The 25156-nt window shown below is 55.0% G+C and carries 23 protein-coding genes and 1 tRNA gene; 13 read left to right on the top strand and 11 right to left on the bottom strand.

What is annotated here, in order from left to right; translation table 11 throughout:
• Nucleotides 1-24 precede the first annotated feature (24 nt).
• Complete coding sequence (locus TURPA_RS01185; protein ID WP_041948812.1) at nt 25-711, bottom strand: succinate dehydrogenase cytochrome b subunit; 687 nt, start codon at nt 709-711, stop codon at nt 25-27.
• A 95-nt stretch (nt 712-806) separates the two neighbouring features.
• On the bottom strand, nt 807-1049 hold the full coding sequence (locus tag TURPA_RS01180) for an HP1242/YdcH family protein (RefSeq protein WP_014801453.1): 243 nt from the start codon (nt 1047-1049) through the stop codon (nt 807-809).
• Nucleotides 1050-1160: 111 nt separating this feature from the next.
• Between TURPA_RS01180 and TURPA_RS01175 the strand changes: the two genes are divergently transcribed.
• From TURPA_RS01175 to TURPA_RS01165, 3 genes are all read left to right on the top strand, one after another.
• A complete protein-coding gene (locus TURPA_RS01175; RefSeq protein ID WP_014801452.1) occupies nt 1161-2225 on the top strand; it encodes an esterase/lipase family protein in 1065 nt (354 codons plus the stop codon).
• Nucleotides 2222-3502, top strand: coding sequence for a class I SAM-dependent RNA methyltransferase (locus TURPA_RS01170; RefSeq protein ID WP_014801451.1), 1281 nt, complete (start codon nt 2222-2224; stop codon nt 3500-3502). The genes TURPA_RS01175 and TURPA_RS01170 overlap by 4 nt, the downstream gene beginning before the upstream one ends.
• A 49-nt stretch (nt 3503-3551) precedes the next feature.
• Nucleotides 3552-3625 (top strand) — tRNA-Arg (locus TURPA_RS01165).
• Between the two features lie 290 nt (nt 3626-3915).
• On the opposite strand, the gene TURPA_RS01160 is transcribed toward TURPA_RS01165, so the two are convergent.
• Genes TURPA_RS01160 through TURPA_RS23835 form a run of 3 tightly spaced genes read right to left on the bottom strand, consistent with a single transcriptional unit; the run spans nt 3916 to nt 8064 of the window.
• On the bottom strand, nt 3916-4314 hold the full coding sequence (locus tag TURPA_RS01160) for a hypothetical protein (RefSeq protein WP_014801450.1): 399 nt from the start codon (nt 4312-4314) through the stop codon (nt 3916-3918).
• A gap of 37 nt (nt 4315-4351) precedes the next feature.
• Nucleotides 4352-5788 carry a TolC family protein gene (locus TURPA_RS01155; protein ID WP_014801449.1) on the bottom strand — a complete coding sequence of 479 codons (1437 nt, stop codon included), beginning with the start codon at nt 5786-5788 and terminating at the stop codon, nt 4352-4354.
• 2 nt (nt 5789-5790) lie between these two features.
• On the bottom strand, nt 5791-8064 hold the full coding sequence (locus tag TURPA_RS23835) for a biotin/lipoyl-binding protein (protein ID WP_014801448.1): 2274 nt from the start codon (nt 8062-8064) through the stop codon (nt 5791-5793).
• A gap of 674 nt (nt 8065-8738) precedes the next feature.
• Between TURPA_RS23835 and TURPA_RS01145 the strand changes: the two genes are divergently transcribed.
• Together TURPA_RS01145 and TURPA_RS01140 are read left to right on the top strand one after the other, a co-directional pair.
• Nucleotides 8739-9587 carry a flagellin N-terminal helical domain-containing protein gene (locus tag TURPA_RS01145; RefSeq protein ID WP_014801446.1) on the top strand — a complete coding sequence of 283 codons (849 nt, stop codon included), beginning with the start codon at nt 8739-8741 and terminating at the stop codon, nt 9585-9587.
• A 252-nt stretch (nt 9588-9839) separates the two neighbouring features.
• Nucleotides 9840-10697: a hypothetical protein gene (locus tag TURPA_RS01140; RefSeq protein ID WP_014801445.1), complete on the top strand. Its 858-nt coding sequence runs from the start codon at nt 9840-9842 to the stop codon at nt 10695-10697.
• A 14-nt stretch (nt 10698-10711) separates the two neighbouring features.
• Here TURPA_RS01140 and murI read toward each other — a convergent pair whose 3' ends face one another.
• From murI to purT, 3 genes are read right to left on the bottom strand one after another with little or no spacing between them, the layout of a single operon-like run.
• Nucleotides 10712-11623 (bottom strand): glutamate racemase, encoded by a 912-nt coding sequence (murI, locus tag TURPA_RS01135; RefSeq protein ID WP_053332086.1) that lies wholly within the window; start codon nt 11621-11623, stop codon nt 10712-10714.
• Nucleotides 11624-11641: 18 nt separating this feature from the next.
• Nucleotides 11642-12865, bottom strand: coding sequence for an aspartate kinase (locus TURPA_RS01130; protein WP_014801443.1), 1224 nt, complete (start codon nt 12863-12865; stop codon nt 11642-11644).
• 45 nt (nt 12866-12910) lie between these two features.
• Entirely contained in the window at nt 12911-14137 is a 1227-nt protein-coding gene (gene purT / locus TURPA_RS01125) for a formate-dependent phosphoribosylglycinamide formyltransferase (protein ID WP_014801442.1), read from the bottom strand.
• Nucleotides 14138-14217: 80 nt separating this feature from the next.
• Between purT and TURPA_RS01120 the strand changes: the two genes are divergently transcribed.
• The 4 genes from TURPA_RS01120 to TURPA_RS01105 are packed head-to-tail and all read left to right on the top strand — an operon-like array spanning nt 14218 to nt 20472.
• A complete protein-coding gene (locus TURPA_RS01120; RefSeq protein ID WP_014801441.1) occupies nt 14218-15546 on the top strand; it encodes a hypothetical protein in 1329 nt (442 codons plus the stop codon).
• Between the two features lie 3 nt (nt 15547-15549).
• The gene (locus tag TURPA_RS01115; protein ID WP_014801440.1) at nt 15550-17088 is read left to right on the top strand and encodes a polyamine aminopropyltransferase; all 1539 of its coding nucleotides are present in this window, start codon (nt 15550-15552) and stop codon (nt 17086-17088) included.
• Entirely contained in the window at nt 17057-18391 is a 1335-nt protein-coding gene (locus TURPA_RS01110) for a cryptochrome/photolyase family protein (RefSeq protein WP_014801439.1), read from the top strand. Before TURPA_RS01115 ends, TURPA_RS01110 begins: the two co-directional genes overlap by 32 nt.
• A gap of 32 nt (nt 18392-18423) precedes the next feature.
• Entirely contained in the window at nt 18424-20472 is a 2049-nt protein-coding gene (locus tag TURPA_RS01105) for an OmpA family protein (RefSeq protein ID WP_169314388.1), read from the top strand.
• A 19-nt stretch (nt 20473-20491) separates the two neighbouring features.
• Here the strand turns inward: TURPA_RS01105 and TURPA_RS01100 are convergent, their stop codons facing one another.
• Genes TURPA_RS01100 through TURPA_RS01090 form a run of 3 tightly spaced genes read right to left on the bottom strand, consistent with a single transcriptional unit; the run spans nt 20492 to nt 22725 of the window.
• Nucleotides 20492-21364, bottom strand: coding sequence for a UbiA-like polyprenyltransferase (locus tag TURPA_RS01100; protein ID WP_014801437.1), 873 nt, complete (start codon nt 21362-21364; stop codon nt 20492-20494).
• Nucleotides 21364-22476 (bottom strand): 3,4-dihydroxy-2-butanone-4-phosphate synthase, encoded by a 1113-nt coding sequence (gene ribB, locus TURPA_RS01095; protein WP_014801436.1) that lies wholly within the window; start codon nt 22474-22476, stop codon nt 21364-21366. The genes TURPA_RS01100 and ribB overlap by 1 nt, the downstream gene beginning before the upstream one ends.
• 33 nt (nt 22477-22509) lie before the next feature.
• Nucleotides 22510-22725 carry a hypothetical protein gene (locus TURPA_RS01090; RefSeq protein WP_041948223.1) on the bottom strand — a complete coding sequence of 72 codons (216 nt, stop codon included), beginning with the start codon at nt 22723-22725 and terminating at the stop codon, nt 22510-22512.
• A gap of 79 nt (nt 22726-22804) precedes the next feature.
• On the opposite strand from TURPA_RS01090, the gene TURPA_RS01085 reads away from it, so the two are divergent.
• The 4 genes from TURPA_RS01085 to TURPA_RS01070 are packed head-to-tail and all read left to right on the top strand — an operon-like array spanning nt 22805 to nt 25156.
• Nucleotides 22805-23173, top strand: coding sequence for an STAS domain-containing protein (locus TURPA_RS01085; RefSeq protein ID WP_014801434.1), 369 nt, complete (start codon nt 22805-22807; stop codon nt 23171-23173).
• Entirely contained in the window at nt 23170-23679 is a 510-nt protein-coding gene (ybeY, locus tag TURPA_RS21210) for an rRNA maturation RNase YbeY (protein ID WP_014801433.1), read from the top strand. The genes TURPA_RS01085 and ybeY overlap by 4 nt, the downstream gene beginning before the upstream one ends.
• Complete coding sequence (locus TURPA_RS01075; protein WP_014801432.1) at nt 23679-24503, top strand: transporter associated domain-containing protein; 825 nt, start codon at nt 23679-23681, stop codon at nt 24501-24503. Before ybeY ends, TURPA_RS01075 begins: the two co-directional genes overlap by 1 nt.
• On the top strand, nt 24500-25156 hold the full coding sequence (locus TURPA_RS01070; protein WP_014801431.1) for a hypothetical protein: 657 nt from the start codon (nt 24500-24502) through the stop codon (nt 25154-25156). The genes TURPA_RS01075 and TURPA_RS01070 overlap by 4 nt, the downstream gene beginning before the upstream one ends.

The following is a 25156-nucleotide window of genomic DNA, read 5'->3' as shown; positions in this document are numbered from 1 at the left end:
CAAGACCGCGAATGTGTTGGGAACTCAGAACAGGTTCAGATAACGCAGTTGAAAAAAGACGGGTATCGAGGCAAAACCGACCGGAATCGCGATAGAATAGAGCAGGCCGATTTTCTTGATCAGCGGTGTGTACTTGCGGTGGTTGAGACCGAGCGACTGGAACGCGCTCGAAAAACCGTGGTTCAGGTGAAAGCCCATCAGCAGCATCGCCGCAACATAGAACCAGGCGTAGAAGCCACCCCACTGCGTTTCGAATGCCGATTTTACAGTGTGATAAAACGCGAGGTTGTCGGGTTCGTAGATGCGGTGCTTGAGTGTGAAAGAATTGATATGGATAATCAGATAGATCAGAATGATGGAGCCGGTTACGCCCATATAGGTTGAGAACAGGGCAGAGCGGCCGCCTTTGCCGCCTTTGTAGCCGACAGGGCGGGCCGACCTGTTGCGCAAGGTCAAGAGCAGTGCATCGATAATGTGAACGGCAAACCCCAGAACCAGCGTGACTTCGAGCACACGGATAATCGGTGACGTGCTCATGAACACTGAATAGGCATCAAAGGCCGCCCCGCCGTCGTTCTTAAAGAGCAAGAAGTTGCCCGCCAGGTGCACGGGAAGAAAGCTCACGAGAAAGAGACCCGACAGGGCCATAAGGTATTTTTTGCCCAGCGAGGTGGCGAGTAAAAACGGAGATGCTGCGGTTGCCTGTGACATACGCCAGCGCGGGTGATTCAAATGCTGCGAAAACAAAAAAAGCCCGACGCGGTAAGACGCCTTACCGGGGCCGGGCATACCTGAGACAGGTCGGCTTACTTGTTTGCCGACAGTATGTGAAAAAGCTGGTCCTTCAGGCCCAGACGCTTCTTCTTCTGCTCTTCCATGAACGCATCAGACTCGGGGCTGCCGTTGCGCTCAAGCGTTTCAATCTTGTGCGTCAGTTCAGCATATTCTTCGCTGAGTTTATGAAAATGCGCATCAGATGTCTTGAGGCGAATAATCAGGTCGCGGTGTTCGGGAAATTCGTGGTGAATGTCGTGGTGTGCTTCTGCCATATATGCATGGCGGGGTATTTAGACATGCCGTAAGCCATTTTTCTGCCAGACGGCAGTGCAAGAGCGGGCAATTCAGTTGGCCGCGTATCGGGCACAGGGGTTGAGGACTTAATGCTCAAACGCAGCGCCGAACAGAATCTCCGGTATCCGGTTTTGCTTGTGCATGGCCTGTTCTCGAGCAGCCGCACCTGGCATAAAACTGTCACGGCCTTCGTCGAAGATTATGACCTGCGCTATGGCGGCACGGTCTCGGCCCAGCCTTCGGCCAAAATACCTCCGCCGACTGCCGGTGATTTTTATACCTGGAACTTCTCGAGTAACCACCATCTGACCTACCGGCAGCAGGCCGAAGAACTCGCAGCCGGCATCGAGGCGATCTGCGCGCTCAACGCGGCAGACAAGGTTGTCCTCATCGGTCACAGCATGGGTGGGCTTGCTGCACGCGCCCTGGTGCAGCTTTACAGCGCCGACCGGGTCTATGCGCTCATCACCATCGGCACTCCGCATTACGGCAGCCCGCTTGCCTTGCTCAGAGAATCGACGCAGCGCGAAGCGCGCAATCTTTTCACCAAACTCACCCAGGTTCTCGCGCGTGCCGACGCACCCGGTGAGGCGAACCCGGGTTTTTTTCGCCGGCTTGCGCGCCGGCTCTTTCGCGTCACGACCGAAGCGCAGCAAGAGCTCGACGGCTTCTTTTCGAGTGAGGCATTCATCGAACTTGCCCCCGGCAGCATCGCGCTCGAAGAACTCAACCGTGCTCCATTGCCGACCGCTATCAGGTATGTGTTCATCACCGGCAGTCTCACTGACTTTGCGGCGTTTCCCGACCCGGTGTGGATTGCCCGCTACAGAAAACTCAACAGCATGTGGAAAAGACTCGCCGCAAACACAGTTCAGAAAATTTCGAACCGTTATTTATTCGGCCCTTACGAAGAGTTTCGCAGCTATCTCGCCCGGTATCTGCCCGATGCGACCGAATACACTTTGGCGCATTTAACTGATTTCGATGGCGCGGTGCCGGTGCTCAGCCAGATCATCGGGCACTTTAGAGATCCACCTTTGTTAAAGGCTGTCTTGCCGGTTTATGCCAGCCACACCAGGTTAACCAAGCGGCCGGCCAAAATTTTTCAGGCACTCGCGGTTTGTGGCGCGGTCGGCGCGTCTCAGAGAACATGACGGCGCCGCCTGAAATCCTCGACGTGCAGATTTCAGGCCTGCATGCAAATGGTTTTGGTGTTGCACACGTACCGGGACTAGGGCATCTCTATGTGCCGTTTGCTTTTCCCGGTCAGCAGGTCACCGTAACTCACATAAAAGAAGTTCGAAGTGGCCAATGGCAGGGCGAGCTTGTCGATAAGCCCTTTCATCACTGCAGTCTTGCCGGGCGCTGCGGCGGTTGCCTGTGGCCGGCAGTTGAATACGCAGCCCAGCTCAGAGAAAAAGAGCAGCTTTTCAGGCGCGGCATCGCCCGCATGCCCGCCATCGCGAACCTGCCGATCAACATTCACGCAGCGCCGCAGGCGACCGGCTACCGCAGCCGCCTGCACCTGCATGCGAACTTCTTTCAGCAAAAATTCGAGTTTGGTTTTTACGCGAAAGGCACACGCACGCCCTTGCCCGTAACCCAATGCGCGGTCGCAAGCCCTGCGTTGCAGCAGACCGTGACTGGCCTCACAGCGCTGCGTTCACAGAATTTCGAGGTCGTGCAAGACTTCGGTTTCGGCATCGAGCTCATCGATCTTGTCGAAGAGGGCAAGGTGCTCATGACGCTCTATTCAACGCCTGAACGCAGAGACCTGCTTCGCACCGTGCAGCCCGTGCTCGCGGCGGCTGACCGAAATGCAATCGTTGCGCTGGCGCATGTCGACGACGCGACGCTCTTTCGCTGGCAACGCATCGGCGACGTGCAGATGTACACACGCGCAGGCTGCTTTCAACAAGTCAACCGCGCGCAGAGCGACACCATTCGCGAAATTCTGAGGATTTATCTCACCGAGACAAACTCTCGCACTCTGCTCGACCTTTACTCTGGCAGCGGCAACTATTCGCTTCCCTTCGCGCGACTCGTCGCTTTGATACGAGGCTTTGATGAAAATCAGGTTGGTATCGGGGTGGCGCAGCACAATCTGCAACAAAACAACATTACCAATGCTCAATACACATGCGCCGACACTGCCTCTGCGCTGCGGCAGATGCTCAATGAGCCCGATTCACCTTCTCCCGATCTCGTCATTCTCGACCCTGCACGTTTTGGCATCGGCCCTGAAGTTCCGGCTCTACTGCAGCGGCTTCATCCGCGCGCCGTCGCGCTCGTTTCAAACCGAATGCAGGCATTCACGACCGACGCCCGCCGGCTTCTCGCGGCCCAATTCAGACCCACGAAGCTGCATTTGGTCGATTGTTTTCCGTTCACCCCGCACTGGAATGTGGTGAGTTTCTGGCGCAATACATGATTTAGATTGACGGAGTGTCGCCGACGCCTTTTCGGACTACTTACCTAACGCGCCCGTAGCTCAGCTGGATAGAGTGTCAGACTACGAATCTGAAGGTCAATGGTTCGACTCCATTCGGGCGCACAATTTTCCAAGGCTTTTCCCAGGCGCCCTAGCACCGAAGACGGAGACCTCCGCAGTTCGCGGACGAACTGCCTCGGTCACAGCTGGATAGATTGTCAGACTACGAATCTGAAGGTCAATAGTTCTTGCAGGTCAACGAAGCGCCGACGCGCAAGATTCTGCTCTTAACGAGATTGAAAAATCCGAGGCAGGCCTCTTGGCCGCTTTAGCAGCACTTTGCGAAGAGCAAAGTGCGAGGCCTCGGATTTTTCAGGCGGCGCCGTTGACCGACTCCATTCGGGCGCACATTTTTATTCTGTTTTGCAGGCGGTGAAGACCGCATCGTACGCAGACCACTTGTTGGTTTCGTAGTTCTTACCGTACATCGAAACCACAAGGCCTTGCTTGCCGAGCTTCCAGACAATTGTGTCTGATTTGGGGGGCGTGGGGTAGGGTGTCTTGCCCTTGAATTCAATGACCAGAACCGTGCCCGTTTTTGAACCTGTAAATGCCGAAGTTCTTGGCGCGTCTTCTTCGTAGTTCTCGCGGATAAATCTCCCTTTGGAGATTATGTTGTTGCTGACTTCGAAGCGTATTGTCTGCTTTTCTTTTAATCCTTCATTGGCAAAACACAGAGTCTCGCTTTTTTTGGCAGAAATACCGCAGACGGCAAGAACAGCCAGCGTCGCAGAGATCAGAGTTTTTCTCATGCGCACGATCTTCTGTACATGAGCGGGCGCCGCAAGTCTAATTCGTGGTCGTTGCCGGCTTCTTGGGCGCCGTCAGAAATTTCACCAGTACCGCGTCATATTCGGCGCGCGCTATCCAGTAATCGACTTCGGCGCCCACGAGGCGCAACGCGACTTCGGCCGCGGCCTGTTCGCGCAGGTTCACAATGAGCAGCGTCGAGTCACCGAGGTCGAAGCGTGATTTTTCAGCGCGGGCCAGTTTATCAGCGACCTGAATTTCTTCTTTGATAATCTCGAGGCGCTTCAGCGCATTTTCGAGCGCAATCAATGCGTCGTTCGCTTCAAGGTGAATCTTGTCGCGCTGGTAGCCGAGCTTTTGCTGCAAAATTTCTATCTTTGTTTGCGTGCCACCGATCTTTCCGTCTTGTTTTCTCGTCTGCAGGGGAACATTAAAAACGACGCCGAATTCAGCTTCCCATGGGTCGCGCCGCAGAGTGCCTTGCTGAATGTCGCGCGAGCCGGCAATGATCAGGTCGATCTGCGGGCCTCTTTGGTTCTCGTGAAAAGCCAGCGCGTTGCGTTCGAGTTCTATTTCGTTCTCAATCCGCCTGATTTCGGGGCGATTCTTGAGCGCACGCTGCTTGTCTGCGTCGAAAGTGCTGTTGTCGATTGCCACCTCAGGCGGAAACCCCGCGGGCAATTGACCGTCGCGCGGTGAGATCATGGTACCGTCGCTTTTTCGGTAATAGAGCGAAAGGTAGAGCGCCGATTTTTGCAGCAAGCGCTCGGCAGCTGCAATCTGCTCTCTGCGCGCCAGAATTGCGCGTTCGTTCTCTTGCAACTCAATCGCCGGTATATCGCCGAGTGCCACACGCCGTTTGATCTGGTCTTGCCTCAGTTCGGCAATTTTCAGCAGATCGCCGACGATGCGCCGCCTTTTGCCTGCAGACACCCAGTTCCAATAACTTGCGGCGGCGTCGCGGTACACGCTGAGCTTCTGCTCATCGAGTACATTTTGCGCAATCGTCTTATTGATCTCACTCTGTTTGAGCTCAAGCCTGTCGCTGTCGGTTGCGCGATCGCGCCATATCGGTATACGTCCGCCGAAACGAATTTCACCACCGGGGTTTGTGCGCCGCGGCGTATAATAATCGGGAAAATCACCCTGACTGAGCCGATAACCAGCAAAGAAAGATGTACCCCAGATCGGTGTCGGCTTCACAATATTCATTTCGCCGCGATTTGTATTGTAATATCCGGTTGTGTTGTTGACCGAACCCCTGAGCGCAAGGTCAAAGGCGCCCTGCGCGGAGAGAATATCAAATTCTGCTTTTCTGATTTCCCGTGTGGCGAGCAGAATAACCGGAAAAGTGTCTTCGAGATTCGTGAAAACATCGCTGAGGCCGACAGATGCAAGGTTTTCGTCGACAGCACCCCGCTGCAGGGGCAATGCAAGCTGGGTCGCGATGAGAAATGCGGCAGCGGCTTTTCGCATTACTATTTTTTACCCCGCATGTCTTCTGGAATCTCTGGCGGAAAGTCATTGAACTTTCGCCAGAGTTCGTAACCGACAGATACCCGGTTCAAGAACACCCACCCCCGCGCTCTGATGCCCTGCCGCAGTATCGAAGTTTCAGGCCAGGCCTCGCCGGGTTTTTCATCGGGCACCAGCAGCACGCGAAACTTGCCATGGCCATCGTCGGCATTGTCGACAAATTTCACCTTGGCGGGAAAAGTGCCATAGGCGCCTTCGGGCCAGCCAGAGATCTGCAGAGCCGGCCAACCCTGAAACATGATTCGCGCTTCACGACCATCGCGTACAAGCGGCACATCGTTGCCGTCGATCCACAGTTCAACGGCGCGTCGCCCTGATTCGGGAATCAATATACACAGGCCTTTGCCCTCTTTAACAAATTCAGCCTCATGCGAGACCAAGAGGCGGGTGATAATGCCGTCTTTAGGCGCCAACACCTCTTGCGTCTTCTGGCGTGACAGCCGCATTTCAATGCGCGGCAGATCTTCGTTGCTGCGGGCGAGCTCAGAGCGTGCGCTTTGCATCGTCGCCCGCGCGTCGTTGATAGCCGCGTCTGCGTCGCTCGCGATGCGCTTTGCATCACGCCTCATCGCTTTTTTTTCTTCTTCGGCAGATTTGAGCCCTGCGACCGCACGCTGCTCTTCAGTTCGCGTTCTTTTCAGCTCTAACTCGGCAAGCTCAACATTACGCTGAGAGGTAAGGCCTTGTTCCATGAGCGATTTTTGGCGCTCGTAATTCAACTTTGCCGTCTCGAGGGCGGCCTCGCTTGCGGCCACAGTCTGCTGCGCCTGCCTCACGCGTTCGCTCGCCATCGCCACACGATTCTCAGCTGCGCTCATCGCTTCGCTGCGCGCCAGTTGCAGCGAGGTCACACGCGATTCGATTGAATCGACCCTGCTGCGGGCCGCGCGCATGCGATCGGTGAGGGCAAATCGCTCTTGCTCAAGCCTCTCGGTAATCTGCGGATCGAGGTCAGAGATCGTCACGAGCAGATCACCCTTTTTTACCAACGAGCCTTCGTGCACGTGCCAATGCACGATTCGACCGGCGACGGGTGCTTCAATGGTCTGCTGCCTGTCAGTCGGCGAAAATGCCACGACCCTGCCCTCACCGTACGACGTCTGCTGCCAGGGCAGAAACAGCACGAAAAGCATCAGACCGATCGCCGAGAAGAAATACCAGCGCAGGTTCATGAGCTGCCAGCGCGGGTGCAGGTATGCCTCATACCTTTCGTTCTGAGCGGCAATCGTCTGCTCTGTCGGTGCGGGCGAAAGCGAATTGAGTTGCCGCAGCTTCAGCAATGCATCGCTGATGCTGAAAAAGTTCTCAAAATATTTGCCGAACTTTGAGAGAATATCGAGCATGCGCGAGACGATGATTTCTGCCGCAACCAGCTGCCCCAGGCTCATTTCTTTCTTCAGTACCAGATAGCCACCGAGAATCAGAACGATACCGTTGCCGAGCACATATATCGCCACCATGCCCACGTGCTGCCGAAAGACGATGGTAAATATGCTCGCTCGTTTCTGCAGGTAGTCGCGGCTCAGCTCTTCGAATTGGTTGCTGTCCAATTTTCGATTGTTGCCCGCTTTTTTGGTCGCGCTCTCTTGCAGCCATTGCAAAATGCGGTATTTGCTGTCCGACTCGGCATAACTTGGTGCAAACCCTCTTTTAAACAGAAAGTAACCGACTACATAGCCGGCGGTGAGCACCAGAAAAATATTGAAATAAATGAAGTAGGGGTGATAGAGGGCGATCACGAACATGCCGATGACGACCGCGATGAGCGATGTGACGCCGTCGGTGAGCAGTGAAACGATATCCTTTTGCAGGGCGAAGAGCTCCACAAAGTAGTTCATTTTGTCGCGTTCGCCGGGCGTCGTGGCCGCCAACGCCGACTGGCTGGCAGCCATCACCGTGCGGGTAAACAGACGACGCTGCAGAATTTCGATAAACCACACCTGCAGAATGCGTATACTGGCGCCGGCGAGCAAAAAGCTGATGAGAATAATCGTGAGAATGACGACGGGCTGCAGCAGACCACCAAACGACACCGCGTTAATGAGATTACCCACTGCGATCGGTACGATAAGGCCGAGCAGGCCCTGGATAATGCCAAAGCCGATAATGCGAAAAAATTCGCGACGCTCAAGTATATAAAGCTTCTTCAGCTCTTCGAGTAGTGCAGATCCGCTAAAGCCCATCTTTGATCTGGCAATATACAAAATAACAGACATGGCTGCACCAAAAAGCCGGGCAAACTACGCCAAATTTGTTTCGACATTAAACATTCTGGTCGGGAACCGGCCGGGTTTAGGTGGGGTCAGGCGTTCGGTTCGCAACTAAGACCGCATCCGTGCGGGTTGCGAACCCATGCGCGTCGTGCGCCGTCGGTTCGCGACAAAGTCCGCATCCTTGCGGGTTGCGAACCCATGCACGTTGTGCGAGTTCGGTTCGCGACAAAGACCGCATCCGTGCGGGTTGCGAACCCATGCGCATCGTGCGCGGTCGGTTCGCAACAAATACCGCATTTATGCGGGTCGCGAGCCCTTGCGCCTCCTGCGCGTCTGCAGCTAAGATGGCATCCTGCCAGCCGCAGACCCGGCGACTTCGTGTGCCTGCGGCGCAGCTTCGCTGAGCGCGCCGTCGGATCGCGACAAAGATGGCCTCGTTCCAGTCGCGATCCTCTGCACCTCGTGTGCGTTCGGCACAACTCACAAAATGCATTAGCATTTTTTCTGAAAAATGAAAAAAAGTGCATCGCTTTTTTGAAATCTTTCATCAAGTAAAAATATAATCCGTCGACATATATGGTAAGACTGGGCGGTCGCCTGCGGGTGACGGCGAGACATGAGGTTTCGCGCTTCGAATCTTCGAAGACCGGGCAATATACGTTTCACGGAGGAAACAGATGATTATCAACCACAACATGTCTGCGATCAATACGCACCGCGTATTGAAGTTCCAGAACTGGAATCTGGATAAAGATATGGAGAAATTGTCGAGTGGCATGCGGATTAACCGCGGCGGCGACGATGCTTCAGGTCTCGCGGTATCAGAAAAAATGCGTACACAGGTTCATGGCCTGCGTCGTGCTGAGCAGAATACTGAAGACGGTATGAGCTTTATCCAAACCACAGAAGGTTACCTGCAAGAAACTGCAGAGCTCGTTCAGCGTATCCGTGTTCTCGCGGTACAGGCTGCCAACGGTATCTACACTGACGAAGACCGCCAGCAGATTCAGGTTGAGATTTCAGAACTGATCGATGAAGTCGATCGTATCGCTTCACAGGCTGAATTCAACAAGATGAAACTGCTCACAGGTTCATTTGCACGCCTCAACCCAACTGCTTCAATGTGGTTCCATATGGGCGCAAACATGCACCAGCGCGAGCGCGTGTTCATCGAAACAATGACATCTGCAGCGTTGAAGCTGAGAAACCCCACTGTGTTGACGTTCATCTCGATCTCAACACCGGGCAAGGCGAACTCTGTAATCGGTCTTTCTGATGAAGCACTGCGCATCATCAGCAAGCAGCGTGCTGACCTTGGCGCGTATTACAACCGCCTCGAACACGCAGCGAAAGGGCTCATGAACGCTTATGAAAACATTCAGGCGTCAGAAAGCCGCATTCGCGATACAGACATGGCAGAAACTATGTCGAGCTACACACGCTACCAGATTCTCACACAAGCTGGTACGGCGATGCTCGCACAGGCGAACCAGCGTCCGCAAAGCGTACTGCAACTTCTCCGTTAACCGGAGCGTACTCAGCCCCTTGGCTGAGTACCTTCTTCATGCGGCTTGAGGCCGCATGAAGAAGCTCAATCTGCCCACGGGGGCGGATTGAGTTTTTTGATTCACGCTGCGCAGCAGCGTGAATCAAAAAGTACATCGCCGTACCACTCTGCAGCCTAAGGGATCTGCAAAACAGATCCTTTAGGCTTTTTTTTGCCCGTCTTGCTGAGCAAATTGTCTACTGCGGGCGGCTTTTGCAGACGTTAATAGAATATGCGAATTCTCATCAGCCAGTCTGAATCAGAAACCGGCGAAGAGCTGAACTATGAACTTGGCGAGTCGCTGCCGTTTACGCAGATTCTTGACAAACTGCAGGCATGGGCTGAATCCCAAGGGCTCTTCATTATCGACTACCGTGTCGCGGCAAAACCCGAGGCGGCTGAAAAGACCGAACTCACATCAGACGAAATTGACGTTATCAATCTGCAGCTTGGCGACCAGCTGCAGCTCGTCGAGTCAAACCTGCGCGAGCTGATCGACTATACAGACCGTGCGGGTTTGCATTTGGCGCGGACAATTCAAGAAGGCAAGTCGCTCAGCGAAAATGAGGAGCGTGATCTGAAAAATGGCGGCGCGTTTATCGCAGAGTCTTTCGACGCGCTCAGCCGCTATCTCGTTGCCGAGAACCCCGAAAACATCGCGGGGGCGTTGAACGCTCTCAATACGAATCCTGACCTGGTTGAAAAAATCAACGCGCTGGCGCTGCTGCAGAACCAGTTGCGGCTCTGGCTGCGCTATGCGGAGTTTTCCCGTGTGTCTCCCGCTGAGGCCGCAGGCAAGGTGGCGCTCTTTCGCGAGAAGTTACCGTCACTGCAGCAAGACGTCGAACAGATCGCCGCGCGCTTCACGCAGGGCAAAGAGCAAGATGCTCTCGTAATGCTCGAAACCATCTCATCGACGCTGATTGATGCCGTGGTGCTGATGCGCAAGGCCAACGACGCCAAGATGCAGATCGGCGAAAAACTGGTGGCGCTTATGGGGCAGCTGACGGCCGCAATCGACGCGCGCGATCTTGTGACGGCGGCCGATATAGTCGACTTTGATCTGCGCGATCTGCTGAAAGAGATGTAAGCGGCCTAAAGCCCTCACATCTCTTCGCTGACCTGGGCCACCTCGAAACGATCAACTTTGCCCGCGAAAAACAGCTCTTTCAGGTTGCGCATGCTCTCTGTCATATCAGATACGTAGAGTTCAACCGAAGGCCTCTCGCTTTTCGCCAGCAGATCAGCGTCGCGCAAAAGCTTCTGCAACGTCGTGGCAGTTTCAGCTGCGCTGTCGATCAACGTAAACTGCGGATACAGCCTCCGGATACTTTCGGCGATCAACGGGTAGTGCGTGCAGCCGAGCAGTAGGTATTCGACTCCGCTTTTGGCGAGCGGTTCAAGGTAGTCTTGCAGAATGAGATCCGCCGCTTTGCTGCTCGCATAACCCTCTTCGATGAGTGGCACGAGCAGAGGGCAGGGCTGCGCGACGAGCTTTTGTTTGCCACCGTTTCGGCCGAGCGAAGACTCATAAGACGCGCTCGCAATCGTGCCTTTGGTCGCAATGAGACCTGCTATGGCGCTTTGTGGCGCGCGCACGATGAGGCTGCGCACGGCTGGGTCGATCACCCCCAAAACCGGAATCTCGGTCAGTTCGCGAATCGCTTCGAGTGCATAAGATGACGCGGTGTTGCAGGCGACAACGATCGCTTTGACGTTTTGTTTGAGCAGAAATTTCGTAATCTCACGCGAGTACCTGATGATCGTCGTGCTCGACTTGTTGCCGTAAGGCACGCGCGCGGTATCGCCAAAATAGACGAGGTTTTCATGCGGTAGCACGCGGTGAATTTCGCTGAGTACGGTGAGCCCACCGAGACCCGAATCAAAAACTCCGATGGGCATGGAGGCCCGAGGCTCGGTCTGCACACGATGTGCCTCTTCGAGTGAGCCGATGGGCATGGAGGCCCCGGGTTCGCGCTGCACACGAGGTGCCTCTTCGCGCGAACCGATGGGCATGGAGGCCACCATCAAGACTCATGTAGCCTTATCGAGGCCGAATACCGTGTGTATCAGGCGCAGCGCTTCTTTGCCGCGGTCTTGCGAGATGACGCATGAAATTTTAATTTCGCTGGTTGAGATCATCTCGATGTTGATGTTCTGCTCGGCAAGCGCCTTAAACATGCTGGCGGCCACCCCGCTGTGCGATTTCATGCCGACGCCCACCGCTGAAAGAATAGCGATGTTTTCATCGGTCGAAATTGTGCCTGCTCCCCATTTTTGAATCAGCGGCTCAAGGCCTTCTTTGGCATCGCGCACTGAGCTTACCGGTAATGTGAACGAAATCGTGTTGAGCTTGTCTTTTCCCGTGGATTGAACGATGACATCGATATTGATGCGCTTCTCAGACAGCACTTCAAATATTTCAGCGGCAATGCCCGGCTTATCGGGAATATCGCCGATCGTCATGCGTGCATCGTCTGATTTGAGTGTAACACCGGTGACTTTGAGTTTTTCCATAATTAGATTCTCGCTTACGACTTTTGTTCCTTCATTATAATTGAAGCTCGATTTCACGTGAATGACGACATCGTATTTCTTTGCAAATTCAACCGAACGGCTATGCAAGACGCCTGCGCCGAGCGACGCGAGTTCGAGCATCTCGTCGTAGCTGATCTGGTCGAGCTTGTGCGCCGCTTCGACCTTGTTCGGGTCAGTCGTGTAAACACCGTCGACGTCGGTATAAATTTCGCATTCTCTTGCTTTGAGCGCTGCCGCGAGCGCCACTGCGGTTGTATCAGAGCCGCCGCGCCCGAGGGTCGTGATATTCTGGTTCTGGTCGACACCCTGAAAACCCGCAACGATGCAGACATGCCCCTGTTCGAGGTGCGAGTTCAGGCGCTGCGTATCGATGCTTTCAATGCGCGCATTCGAGAAATTGCCGTCGGTGACGATATTTACCTGACCGCCGGTAAAACTGCGCGCGGGCACGCCGATTTCATGCAGGGCCATCGCCAAAAGCGCGATCGAAACCTGTTCGCCGGTTGAGAGCAGCATATCCATCTCGCGTTTGGGCGGGTTGGTCGAAATTTTGGCCGCCAGGTCGACAAGTTCGTCGGTCGTGTGGCCCATCGCCGAAACGACGACCACCAATTGGTAACCCTTTTCGTGGTAGCTTTTGATGCGGTTTGCAACGCGCTTGATGCGCTCAGGGTCGCCGACCGAGGTGCCACCGAATTTCTGTACGAGTATTTTGCTCATGTTCGCCGAAGATTTTGCGTCAAATCTGAATCTAAAGACAGGGCGTCACGCGCCATAGAGCACAGACACCTTTTCTCTCGCAGCCTTTGCCCGCGCTCGCGCCTCATCAGTGCTTGACCCGGTCGCGAGCACAACCCCGAGGCGGCGCTCGCCGTCGATTTCGGGTTTCGAGAACAGGCGAATATTCACCTGCGGGTCGGCGAGCGCTTCTTCAATGCCTGTATAGCTTAAGTTCTGCGAGTGGCCCTCGCCGAGAATGACATACGATGCCGAAGGCGCCGCAAGCTTGATTTCGGGCAGCGGCATGCCGAGTAGCGCCCGCGCGTGCAGCGCAAATTCAGAATAGTTCTGCGAAATCATCGTCACCATGCCCGTATCGTGAGGGCGGGGTGAAACTTCACTGAACCAGACCGTGTCGCCCTTGACGAAGAGCTCCACGCCGAAGAGGCCATAACCACCCAAGGCGTTCGTCACCGCTGAGGCGATACGCTGCGACTCTTTGAGCGCTGCCGCGCTCATGCCGTGCGGTTGCCACGATTCGTGGTAGTCGCCTCTTACCTGGCGGTGGCCGATCGGTTCGCAGTAGGTCGTACCATTAGAATGTCTCACTGTTAAAAGAGTAATTTCATAATCAAAATCGATGAAGCCTTCGGCGATCATTCGACCCGATTTGCCGCGGCCGCCCTCGAGAGCATATTGATAAGCCGGCTCAAGATCTGCCGCTGATTTCACGAGGCTTTGCCCCTTGCCCGACGAACTCATGATCGGTTTCAGAACGAGCGGAAATCCTAATTTTGCTGCGGCATCTTTGAGTTCGGCGAGAGACTCAATAAAAAAGTAGGGCGAAGTTTTGAGCTGCAGCTCTTCGGCGGCCAGCTGGCGAATGCCTTCGCGGTTCATCGTCAGCTGCGCGGCGCGGGCAGTGGGCACAACCCTGACGCCGGCCGCCTCAAACTCGCTGAGCACTTCTGTTGCAATTGCCTCAATTTCAGGCACGATAAAATGAGGATCTACCTCTTTAATGACCGCGCGCAGCGCCTCTGCGTCGAGCATCGATACCGTGAACGCGCGGTGTGCAACCTGCTGCGCCGGCGCGCGATCGTAACGGTCGACGGCAATCACCTCGCAGCCAAGGCGCATGAGCTCAACCACAACCTCGCGGCCGAGCTCGCCCGAGCCCAAAAGCATCACGCGCGTTGCGTCGGGTTTTGCAGGGGTGCCAATGCGAATAGACATGATCATGACGCCGATGGTTTTAGAGTCACCCTGCATACTATTAGCGTGCCGCCGATAGGCGGCACGCTAATGTGACATAATTCTTGACACCCGCCAATTTCAGGCAGGCATAGCCTATGGAAATCGGCCTCGCGGTCTTGCTCTTCGTTTGTATGACAGCGCTGCTCTACGTGATCTTGTCGCTCAAAATCACGCGGCAGGTCGATCTGCAGATCAAAGAATTCTACAAAACGCGCATTCATAACGACATGAAAGAGTTTTATCGCGACATGGAAGGGTATACCGTCATGTTCGATTCACGCATCGAGCGGCTGCAGAACCTGCTGCGCCGCGGTGACGAGTTGGCGCGCTCTGCTGAAGGCGAGCGCGTGGCGCAACCGGCGCCGGTCGCGCCGCTGGTTGAAGAACCCGCGCCGATTGTGAAAGCAGCCAGACCCCGAAGCCCGGTGCAGGCTAAGGCGAAAAAGCTTTCCCCGGCGGAGCAGCGCAAAGCCGCGAAGGCTGCCGCCGCTCTCGCTGCCGAAGAGAAGAAACGGGCGCTGAAAAAATCGCGTGCAGCCGCCAGGGTCGAGCCTGTACCGGCAAAGTCGCAGCAGCTGAAAGCGGCTGCAGAACCTGCTGCGCCGCGGCCCGAGCCTCTGCCGGCGGCGAAACCCATGGTGGCGCCTGCTGCATACTTTGATGAACGCGCCGAGACAGCAGACGATTCAGCGATCGCTGAAGAGCTGATGCGCGATCTCTATGAACGCGATGAATTCAGCGTTGGCAGAACGAAACAACCGGAGCAGCAGCAAAAAGTTGTCATACCAGCGAAAATAAAAATTGCCGAAAGCACAGACGAGAGTGCAGAGAACCCGGCGATGATGAACTTCTTGTCGTCGATCGGTAAGGCGATCAAGCCGATGGTATTCGGTGAAAAGCCAGCCGCCGCAAAACCTGCTGCCGCGGCGGCAGCGAAAAGCGAGCCGACAATCGCGCGCAGCATGCCGGCGCCCCCCGAAGAACCGCAGTCAGATTTTGCCGCGGTGCTGCGCCGCGCCGAGCAGATCAAAGCGGAAAAAAAGGCGGAGCGAGAACGTGCTGAAATTTCTGCGCGCGCAGAATTTTACGCCACAGGCGATAATTTTCAGCCGCGCGCTGAAGTTGCAGCGTCAAGGCCTGCGCGGGTTGCAGAATCTTCAGTACCCGAGACACCACGCTTTATGGCAGCCTCTGCCGATCGCACCTTTCAGGTACAGGCGGCACCGCGCAATACGCTCGCCGTCAAAGAGCTCGACGCCCATACGAAAGGTTTTCTGATCGATTCCCTCGTGCAAGATAGCGGTTACCGCAAACAGGCGTTGAAGGCGCTGACCGAAAACAATGTTTCACTCGAAGAGATTGCACGCCTGAGCAAGATTGACATCGGTGAGCTTGAGCTCATGCGCCAGTTGGGTCGCTTCTAAGCGATGCGCTCGGCAAAAATTCAAAGTTCGTTGCTGCTGTTCTCGGCGTTTCTGATCGCTGCGTGCGGGCTGGTTTACGAACTTATCGCCGGCACGGTTTCGAGTTACCTGCTCGGCGACAGCGTGACGCAGTTTTCGCGCACGATCGGTGTTTACCTCTTCGCGATGGGGGTAGGCTCTTACCTGAGCCGCTTCATTCTGCGCAATGCCATCGAAAAATTCATCGATCTCGAAATTGCGCTCGCGCTTGTCGGTGGTTTTGCTGCGCCGCTGCTTTTTATTGTGTTCTCATTCACTGCGCACTATGCGTTCGTTCTTTATGCGCTGCTGATTGTTATCGGTACGCTGGTGGGTCTTGAAATACCGCTGCTCTTGCGCATTCTCAAAGACCGCATGAATTTTCGTGACCTCGTAGCGCGCGTGCTCTCGCTCGACTACATCGGGGGGCTTGTCGCCGCAGTAAGTTTTCCGATCTTGCTGCTCAGGCCTGAGGTGGGGTTAATTCGCGCCTCGATACTCGCGGGTATTCTGAACGTGCTCGTGGCGTTTGTGGCACTCTATGTCTTTCAGGCACAGGTGCGTCTGCGCCTGCTGCTCGTGAAGGCGTGCGCGGTGTTGCTCGTGCTGGTCGTCGCTCTCGTCTATTCGAAGCCGATTCAGGGCTTTCTCGACCAAGAGCTGCATAACGACCCGGTCGTGTACAGTGAACAGTCACACTACCAGAAGATCGTGATCACTTCATGGCATGAATATTTTTCGCTTTTTCTGAACAATAACCTGCAGTTTAACAGCTTCGATGAATACCGTTACCACGAGGCGCTCGTGCACGTGCCGGTACAGATGGTGCTCGACCGTCGGGGGCCAAAGGCTCCACTCAGAGTGCTGATTATGGGCGGGGGCGACGGCCTCGCGATTCGCGAATTTCTGCGCTACCCAAATGTGGTGGGTGTCGATCTCGTCGACATCGACCCCGCGATGACCAAACTCGCTCGCGAACACCCCTGGCTTAGAGATTTGAATCGGGATGCACTCGCCGACAAACGGGTGAATGTTTTTCATGAAGATGCCTTCATCTATATCGAAAAACCGAAAAGTCAGTACGACGTGGTCATTCTTGATTTTCCCGACCCTGGCAACTTCGCGATCGGAAAACTCTATTCAGACATGTTTTTTCACCGCCTGAAGCGTGTACTTGCGCCCGGGGCCGTAGCCGTGACGCAGTCGACCTCGCCCTTTGTGGCGCGCACAGCGTTCTGGTGCATTCACAATACTGTGGAGTCGCAGGGGTATAAAACCCTGCCATACCATGCATACGTGCCGAGTTTCGGTGAATGGGGTTTTGTCGCATTCTCCCGCGAGCCGCTGGCGATGCCGCAGAAGCTGCTGCTTGAAAATGAGATGCGCTTTCTGACCAGAGAAGTGCTGCAGTCGATGGCTTTTTTTCCGGCTGATATGGCGCGGGTAGCGACAGAAGTGCAGACGCTCATGACGCAGAATCTGGTGCACTACTATGAAAGGGAATGGCACCGTGCAACGCGATGAAAATTCTCTCGCGATCCACTGGTTCAGGCGCGACCTGAGGCTCGACGACAATACCGCGCTAAACGCCGCTCTGGCAACCGGGCTGCCGGTCATGTGTGTTTTTATATTCGACCCCAATATTCTGCGTCACCTAAAAATCAAGAACGACTCGCGTATCACCTTCATTTTCGACACCTTGCAGAAACTCGACGCCGATCTGCGCGCGCGTGGCTCAATGCTGCGCATTTTTTTCGATGCCCCGCTCAGTGTCTATGAACGGCTTTTTCAGAGCTTTAATGTGCGCGGCATCTGGTGCAACGAAGATTATGAGCCCTACGCGCGCGAACGCGACGCGGCCGTTGCCGGGCTCTGCAAGGCAAAGGGCGCAGAATTTCATGCGCACAAAGATCATGTCGTTTTCGCTCCTCATGAAGTTCTAAAAGATGACGGCAAGCCCTACAATGTCTTCACACCTTATTCGCGCCGGTGGCTCGCGAGATTCGCCGATGAGCCACCGGTTTATCATGAACTTGCCTCAAAGGGTAAATTTCTACCCGCAACCGCAGATCACCAGAATCCGGGTCTGCGCGCGATCGGCTTTGAAAGATCGGCGATTGCCGTGCCGCCGCCGCTTTTCGACGCCGCGCTGATTGAACACTACAGCGACACGCGCGACATACCGTCGGTTGCCGGCACATCACGCCTCGGGGTGCACCTGCGTTTCGGCACTGTTTCGATACGCGCTCTCGCCGCGCTCGCCGCCCGGCTCAGCCAGAAGTTTCTCGCCGAGCTGATCTGGCGCGAGTTCTACCAGATGATTATCTGGTATTACCCGCACACCACCAAGCGGCCGTTTCGGGCCATCTATGAGCAGCTCAAATTTCCCGGCAGCGAGGCCGACTTTAAAGCCTGGACGCGCGGCGAAACGGGTTATCCGCTCGTAGACGCCGGCATGCGCGAGCTCGTTGCGACAGGGTTCATGCACAACCGCGTGCGCATGCTCGTGGCGTCGTTTCTGACCAAACACCTGCTCTGCGACTGGCGCTGGGGTGAACATTTTTTCGCGCAGCACCTGCTCGATTTTGAACTTGCCTCGAATGTCGGCGGCTGGCAGTGGAGTGCGGGCATCGGCGTCGATGCGGCGCCATACTTTCGTATATTCAACCCGAGCGAGCAGCAGAAGAAATTCGACCCGAAGAATATCTACATCGATCGCTGGCTCAAGAATGATAACTTTTTTGGCACCGAAGCGCGCGCACCTATCGTCGATCACAGGTTCGCACGTGAGCGCTGCCTTAAGTTTTTCTCCACAGTACATCCCTGAAAAAGTTTTCGGACGAAAGGGAACAAATGTTCATGTTTAAGAAGATTACCACAACCACCGTTGTAGCTATTGCTACAGCGGGCTCGCTCATTGCCATTGCCGCCAACTATCCGATTACGCCGAATGAGGCTGCCGACCTGCATAACCTCGGGGCAGGCGTCAACACGCATGAAAGCGAATACACTCCTTATATCACACCCGATGAAAAATTTCTCTTTTTTCAGTCGAACCGCGACCCCGCAGCCGGCCCTGAGGGCGACTTTGACCTCTGGTATTCGATGAACAAGAATGCAGAGAAGGGAGTCGACCCGCTTTTTGAAGTTTCGGGCAATGTGGGCCTGCCGGTCAACTCTGAGAACCTCGACGGCCACCCGTCGTTGCGGCGTTTGCCATCGGGGGAGTTCGAAATGTACTTCTGTTCGTTCGCTTCGCCGACGCGGCCCGGCCCGGCGCTCACGAATATTTACCACACCGTCTGGAAAGCCGGCAAATGGTCAGTGCCCGAAGCCGTGACGGCAGTGAACTCTGAATTTCACGACCGCATGCCTTCTATTTCACAAGACGGGCGCTATCTGTTTTTCTCATCGGACCGTCTCGGCGGCAAGGGTGGCGACGACATTTGGTTCGTCGAGCGCGATGAAAAAACCGGCAAATGGGGGCCGGCATTCAATGCCGGCAGCGTGAATACGGCTGCGTCAGAGGTGACACCGTCCATTCACTCCGATGGAACTACACTCTACTTCTCGTCTGACCGCAGCGGCGGCGTTGGCGGTTACGACATTTATTTTACCCAATCGGTTTCGAAACTCGCAAACCCCGATGCCGAGCATATCGCCGAAAAGGGCTGGGCGAAGCCGCTCAATCTCGGTAAACCCTTTAACTCAGAATTCGACGACGAATACCCGACAGTTATCGCGAGCGGCGAAAGGGTCTATTTCACTTCGAACCGCTCCGAGGGCCTCGGCGCATTTGATATCTACCGTGCACGCGTCCCGCTGTTTGCGCGGCCGACGATTCGCCTGAGCCTCAGGGGAAAAACCCTCATCGCAGGTACAAACCGCGCGGTGAATGCGCAGATCAGCCTTGCCTCAGGTGAAATCAGCCAGCAGACGAATACATCCGACGAAAAAGGGAACAGCTTTAATTTTCAGTTGATTAACCAGAAAGAATATCGCCTGCAGGCAAGCGCAGCCGGATTTCGCAGAATCGACGAAGTCATCGACACACGCAAGGTTTATGAAAAGCCAGAAATCGACAAAGACCTGTTATTTGTGCGCGATATTAAAGTACCCAAAGTGGTGAACCTGCGCATAACTTTCGAGAATGCGCAGGGCAAAGTGATTTCGCCTAAGGCGAAACAAAAACTGCTGCCGAAGGCAACGAAATTTATAAAGTTCACTGCCGGCAAAAAGCAGCCACTCATTCGCCTCGATGACTTTGAAGGTAGCGAAGAAAAGGCGCTGTCGGCTCTCGAAGGTTTTGTGCTCGAGGTAGAGGCAGAAAAAAAGGGATTTGAACCGTTAAAAGAAAAGCGCAGCATTAGCGTGATGCTCGACCAGTACAAAGACAGCGTGCCTGAAACTCTTGAGGTGCGGTTCGTGATGGCGCCGAAAGGCAACAAGGTCGAAAAACCAGCGCCGGTTGCTGCAGAAAAAACAGATGAAGCAGAGCCACAAGAAGCCAAAGCGCAGAGACAGAAAACGCGGCTCGGCGGCGGTACATTCACGTTTCTGGGCAGAATCTATTTCGCCTCTGGTGTGCATGACGCCGCTGTCGGTGATGCGAAAACCGCAGCGAGACGCGCTGCCGCAGAATTCAAGAAGGCGGGCCGGGGCCGCATCTTTGTCTACGGGCACGGTGACAGCCAGGGCGACACCGCGGCCAATAAGCAGCTGTCAAAAAAGCGTGCGGCGTTCGTCAAGAAGCTGCTTGTGGCAGCAGGCGTGCCTGCGAAAAGCATTACCACGCAGGGTGCGGGCGAATCGCAGCGTATTCATAAGAACGACGACACCGAACAAAAGCGGCAAAAGAACCGGCGCGCTGAAATCTATATTTCAGTACCGCGCGAAAAATCTGAGTAAAGCAGCGAAGCTGCTTTACTCAGATTAAACCGATTGCAATCGTGGCTGCGTAGGTGAGGCTGAAGATACTGTTGACGTTGAAGAACGCCACCGGTATCTTTTCAAAGCGTATGTTCTTGACCGACCCCACCAGATAGTGTTCGTAAACGAGCAAGAAGACCAAGGCGCCGTAAAGCACCCAGGCCCAGATCGAGAGTGCGAGCATTGCGATCAGTACCGCGCAGAAGCTGAGCGAAACCAGATGCAATGCCCGGCTGATGATAACTGCGCGTGCCGCACCGAACCTGGCCGGTATCGAAAAAAGTCTTTCTTTCCCGTCGAATTCGATATCCTGCAGTGCGTAGAGAATGTCGAAACCCGCGATGTAGAAGCAGAGCGTCAGCGCCATGAACCATGATTCGGGCGTCACTGTCTGCAAGAGCGCAATCGAAACGGCGATCGGTGCCATGCTGATCGCGACGCCGAGCCATAGGTGGCACAGCCAGGTGAACCTTTTGGCATAGCTGTACGTCGCAACGATGGTTGCAGCGGGCAGGGCGAGAAATGCGGCAATCGGCGCGAGCAGCCATGCCGAACACAGCAATGCGGCGAGCGACACGACGCCAAAGGTGCCCACAGCTGCGGCGCTGAGTTTACCCGCTGGTATTTCGCGGTTCGCGGTGCGCGGGTTGCGCGCGTCGATTTCCCGGTCGATGAGCCTGTTCGCCGCCATCGCAAAACTGCGCATCGCCGTAAAGGCAATCACAATGAGGATAGAGTTCTGCCATGTAATCGTCACCCTGTCGGCATACCTCACGGCAATCACCGCGAGTTGTGCAACCGCAAAGGGCAGGGCAAACAGAGTATGTGAAAAACGAATCATGCGCAGAAAATGCGCTATCTGGCCCAGCATTAGTGCGCGACTGTCCCGACGACTTCGAGACCGAAAGCATCGAGCCCGACAATGCGGCGCGGGTTATTTGTCAGCAGACGTATCTTTTTGACGCCGAGGTGACCTAAAATCTGCGCGCCGATGCCGTATTGCCTCAGGTTCGAATCGCCGCTGCCGGCATCGCCCGTGAAAATCTGCGACGACTTCTGGCCAAGAAAGATAAAGACGCCTTTTTTTGCTTTGAGCAGCGACTGCATCGCGCTGTCGATGTCCATATAGTTTTTGCGGGTCGGGCTTTGAAAGACGTCGGCAAGTACATCTTCGCGGTGCACCCGAACCAGAACGGGTGAGCTGCCACTGACCTTGCCCAGTGTCAGCGCCACGTGCACATTGTCATCTGTTGCCGAATTGAAGTAATAGGCGGTGAATTCGCCCCAGCGTGTTTTCAGTTTTCCCTGATTCACGAGCGATACCGTCTGTTCGCTGCGGCGGCGGTATTCGATCAGAGCTTCGATCGTGAGAATCGGCAGTTTGTGCTCGCGCGCGAATTTCATCAGGTCGGGCATGCGCGCCATGGTGCCGTCGCTGTTCATGATCTCGCAGATGACGCCGACGGGTTGTTTGCCTGTGAGACGGCAGAGGTCGACAGCAGCTTCGGTGTGGCCGGCGCGAACCAGCACGCCGCCGTCGCGTGCCACGAGCGGAAATATATGCCCGGGACGCATGAAGTCGCGTGAGCGTGAAGCGGGGTCGGCAAGTTTCTTGATGGTGAAATAGCGGTCGTGAGCCGAGATACCCGTCGAAGTTTTTTCTTTCGCGTCGACGCTTACGGTGAAGGCTGTACGGCGCACATCTTCGTTGCGCTTGACCATCGGCTGAAGGTTCAGGTCTTTTGCGCGCCCGGCTGTGACAGGCACGCATATAAGCCCGCGGCCAAATTTGGCCATAAAGTTCACGGCCTCGGGGGTGGTGTCTTCGGCCGAAAGCACGAGGTCACCCTCGTTTTCGCGGTCTTCTGAATCTGTAACGACGAGCATTTTGCCCGCGCGAAAGTGCGCGAGCGCGGTTTCAACGTCGGTTATACCCGACTTAGTCTTTCTGAGAAGCGGCAGTGACTTCAGTCTTTTCAGCATGGGCCCTGCGCCGTGTGAGTGCGAAAGGTCGGCTTATTTATTGCGGTTTTCTTCTGTTTGTTTTTCGACGATATTCAGGTGCAGCGTCGGTGTGATGAGAATACCCATAGCCAGAATCGGCAGCAGCGCCAGAATTGTCGCCATCCACAACATCGGTGAGAAAGTCACGGTCAGGCCAATAAACGTCACCGCGCCGCCGAGAATGAGCAACTTGTCGATCAGGGGTTGCTTTTTTGCAGATGATTCCATATCGGCTGAAACCATCTTCGCGTTAGCCCGTCAATTCAGAAAGAGCTTGCTTGCGTGACGGGCAGGGCAAAATAAGACAGTGAGCCTTAAGAATTTATTGCAGCTCAGAACCGAGACTGAAAAAGTCGGTAGCCGGCCGGTCAATTTTATGACGTTCAGCGGCAAAATCACGTCAGATAATATTTTCGATCTCAACTCAAAGGTGAAGGCGATTTTCGAAAATGGCGTCTACGACTGCATTCTCGATATTTCGGCGCTCGAATACATCAACAGCACAGGCATAGCGCTGCTTCTGACGATAGCCCGCACGGTCGAACAGAATCGCGGCAAAATGTACCTTACCAAGCCGACGGCTTTCGTTCAAGAACTCTTCGACATGACCGACCTCAGCGGAAGGTTCTCGATCGTGGGCAGTCTCGACGACGCGCGGAGTCAGTTCAAAAGTTGATAGGTCTCGAACTTGCCGCCGGGGCAAGGCCCCCACGTCTCAATGCCGAAATCACAAAATTCGAAGCAGGTCTCGTCGCAGTTGAAAAGGCGCTTCGCTCGGTGAAACCCAAGGCAGGTTCGGCGCCGGCGCGCGGCCAGAAAAAGAATATGCTTGTGCAGCTGGTGAGCGACCCGGCGATTGCGAGGCTCAACCAGGCCTACCGCGGCAAGACTGGCCCGACCGATGTGCTCTCATTCTGCTACGCCGAAAAAGGTGTGAAAACTTTTGAACATGAACCCTACGGTGAAGTTTATATTTCTTATGCCACCGCTGCCCGCCAGGCGCGTGAAATGCGCCACAGCCTTGCCGATGAGCTGACGGTGTTGCTCGTGCATGGCGTGCTACACGTTATGGGTTACGACCACGAACGTTCAGAACGCGCGCGGCGCGAAATGCAGAAGCTTGAGTCGGCTGCGCTTAACCGACTCTTGCCCCAAAAGGCCGAGGGCCTCATAACCCGCTGATGGCACGCCGCAGAAAATTCACGAACACGCTGCGCAAGGTCTTCGGCCGCAAGAAGTCTCTGCGCGAAAAACTGATACAATTCTTTAAGGCCAACAAGATTTCAGCGCGCAACGAACAGATGCAGATGATTCTCGAGATCATGGAGCTTCACGAGACGCGCGCGGCGGATGTCAAAACTGCTGAAGTCAATCTCACGAGTGTTGCCATTGGCGCTTCTCTCAAAGAAATTGAAACCGTGTTTCGCAAAACCGGCCATTCACGTATACCTGTATTTGAGAACCGTGAGGGTCTCAGGCACTATCATGGCGTGCTGTTCGTGAAAGATCTGATTGCGCTCACACCCGCGCAGCGTAAAAAATTCGACCTCGCGAGCCACCTGAGAAAGCCACTCGTGGTGCCCGAATCGCAGAGTGTACTCTCGCTGATGCGCGAAATGCGCCTTAACCGACACCACCTTGCGCTCACGGTCAACGAACACGGCGACGTGACGGGTATGATCACGCTTGAAGATATTCTCGAAGAAATTGTCGGCGAAATTCAAGATGAATATGACAGCGTCAGCAAGCAGGTGATGCAGATCGAACCCAAAGTCTACCGGGTTGATGCACGCATGTCGCTTTCAGATCTGAACGACGAACTTGCTCTCAACCTGCCCGAAGAAAAATTTCATTCGGTGGCAGGTTTCGTATTGCATTCGCTCACCGGCGAACTCAAAGAGAAGGCGAGCTTTACCTACGGTAATGCCCGTTTTACTCTGCTGAAATTCAAGCATCGGCAGGTGAAGAGTGTGGTTATTGATCTTTCAGGGCGTGCCACCGCGTGAGTGTCTCAGGCACTAAAGCACGCGCCATTATAGTAAAGAAGAAAGTCGCCCCCGGTGAATCGCTCTACCTCGATTGCCTGCTCGATTCGGGCGATCTGCGCTCGTTCAAAATTCCGGGTATTTTGAAGTCGGCGACACGGTCTTCGTTTCATTATGAGCCCGGTGCAGTGCACGAGATCATTTTTACTGCGAAAGGCAACGAGCGCGTGATACCGCGTTCGATCGAGCTGCAGTTTTCGCCCTACGAAGACACGCAAGATTATCAACGCATGCATGCGGTCGCCGAAATTGTGCGGCTCGCCGACTATCTGAAGAGTGGCCCCGAGTGTGCCGAATTTTTTACGATTCTCTCTGACAGCCTCGCGGCGTTGCCCTATTCGGGGGCGTCAGCCTCGGTCTGCCTCGACCTCTGCTATTGGAACCTCATGGTCGCGCTCGGCCTCGCGGCGCACCCCGGCGATGAAGAACTCGAAAACACAGTTGCGTTTGATCTCGAATCGGGCCCGCTGACGGCACAGGAATATGCGGAGCGCCCCCGTGCGGCATTTCTGTTGCCCGGCGAATGGCTGCGCGGACTTTATGGCACCCCTGCCGACTCGAAAGTATCAGCAGCGGGCCGTGAGACGATCAGAAAGTTTTTATCGACTATCTGA

This window comes from Turneriella parva DSM 21527 (assembly GCF_000266885.1).
Lineage (GTDB): Bacteria > Spirochaetota > Leptospiria > Turneriellales > Turneriellaceae > Turneriella > Turneriella parva.
The sequence above is the reverse complement of the archived record's forward strand: the minus strand, read 5'-3'. Positions and strand labels throughout refer to the sequence as shown.

Coding starts and splice junctions, on each gene's coding strand:
- TURPA_RS01185 (WP_041948812.1), bottom strand. CDS start 711: ATGTCACAGGCAACCGCAGCATCTCCGTTTTTACTCGCCACCTCGCTG.
- TURPA_RS01180 (WP_014801453.1), bottom strand. CDS start 1,049: ATGGCAGAAGCACACCACGACATTCACCACGAATTTCCCGAACACCGC.
- TURPA_RS01175 (WP_014801452.1), top strand. CDS start 1,161: ATGCTCAAACGCAGCGCCGAACAGAATCTCCGGTATCCGGTTTTGCTT.
- TURPA_RS01170 (WP_014801451.1), top strand. CDS start 2,222: ATGACGGCGCCGCCTGAAATCCTCGACGTGCAGATTTCAGGCCTGCAT.
- TURPA_RS01160 (WP_014801450.1), bottom strand. CDS start 4,314: ATGAGAAAAACTCTGATCTCTGCGACGCTGGCTGTTCTTGCCGTCTGC.
- TURPA_RS01155 (WP_014801449.1), bottom strand. CDS start 5,788: ATGCGAAAAGCCGCTGCCGCATTTCTCATCGCGACCCAGCTTGCATTG.
- TURPA_RS23835 (WP_014801448.1), bottom strand. CDS start 8,064: ATGTCTGTTATTTTGTATATTGCCAGATCAAAGATGGGCTTTAGCGGA.
- TURPA_RS01145 (WP_014801446.1), top strand. CDS start 8,739: ATGATTATCAACCACAACATGTCTGCGATCAATACGCACCGCGTATTG.
- TURPA_RS01140 (WP_014801445.1), top strand. CDS start 9,840: ATGCGAATTCTCATCAGCCAGTCTGAATCAGAAACCGGCGAAGAGCTG.
- murI (WP_053332086.1), bottom strand. CDS start 11,623: ATGCCCATCGGTTCGCGCGAAGAGGCACCTCGTGTGCAGCGCGAACCC.
- TURPA_RS01130 (WP_014801443.1), bottom strand. CDS start 12,865: ATGAGCAAAATACTCGTACAGAAATTCGGTGGCACCTCGGTCGGCGAC.
- purT (WP_014801442.1), bottom strand. CDS start 14,137: ATGCAGGGTGACTCTAAAACCATCGGCGTCATGATCATGTCTATTCGC.
- TURPA_RS01120 (WP_014801441.1), top strand. CDS start 14,218: ATGGAAATCGGCCTCGCGGTCTTGCTCTTCGTTTGTATGACAGCGCTG.
- TURPA_RS01115 (WP_014801440.1), top strand. CDS start 15,550: ATGCGCTCGGCAAAAATTCAAAGTTCGTTGCTGCTGTTCTCGGCGTTT.
- TURPA_RS01110 (WP_014801439.1), top strand. CDS start 17,057: ATGAAAGGGAATGGCACCGTGCAACGCGATGAAAATTCTCTCGCGATC.
- TURPA_RS01105 (WP_169314388.1), top strand. CDS start 18,424: ATGTTTAAGAAGATTACCACAACCACCGTTGTAGCTATTGCTACAGCG.
- TURPA_RS01100 (WP_014801437.1), bottom strand. CDS start 21,364: ATGCTGGGCCAGATAGCGCATTTTCTGCGCATGATTCGTTTTTCACAT.
- ribB (WP_014801436.1), bottom strand. CDS start 22,476: ATGCTGAAAAGACTGAAGTCACTGCCGCTTCTCAGAAAGACTAAGTCG.
- TURPA_RS01090 (WP_041948223.1), bottom strand. CDS start 22,725: ATGGAATCATCTGCAAAAAAGCAACCCCTGATCGACAAGTTGCTCATT.
- TURPA_RS01075 (WP_014801432.1), top strand. CDS start 23,679: ATGGCACGCCGCAGAAAATTCACGAACACGCTGCGCAAGGTCTTCGGC.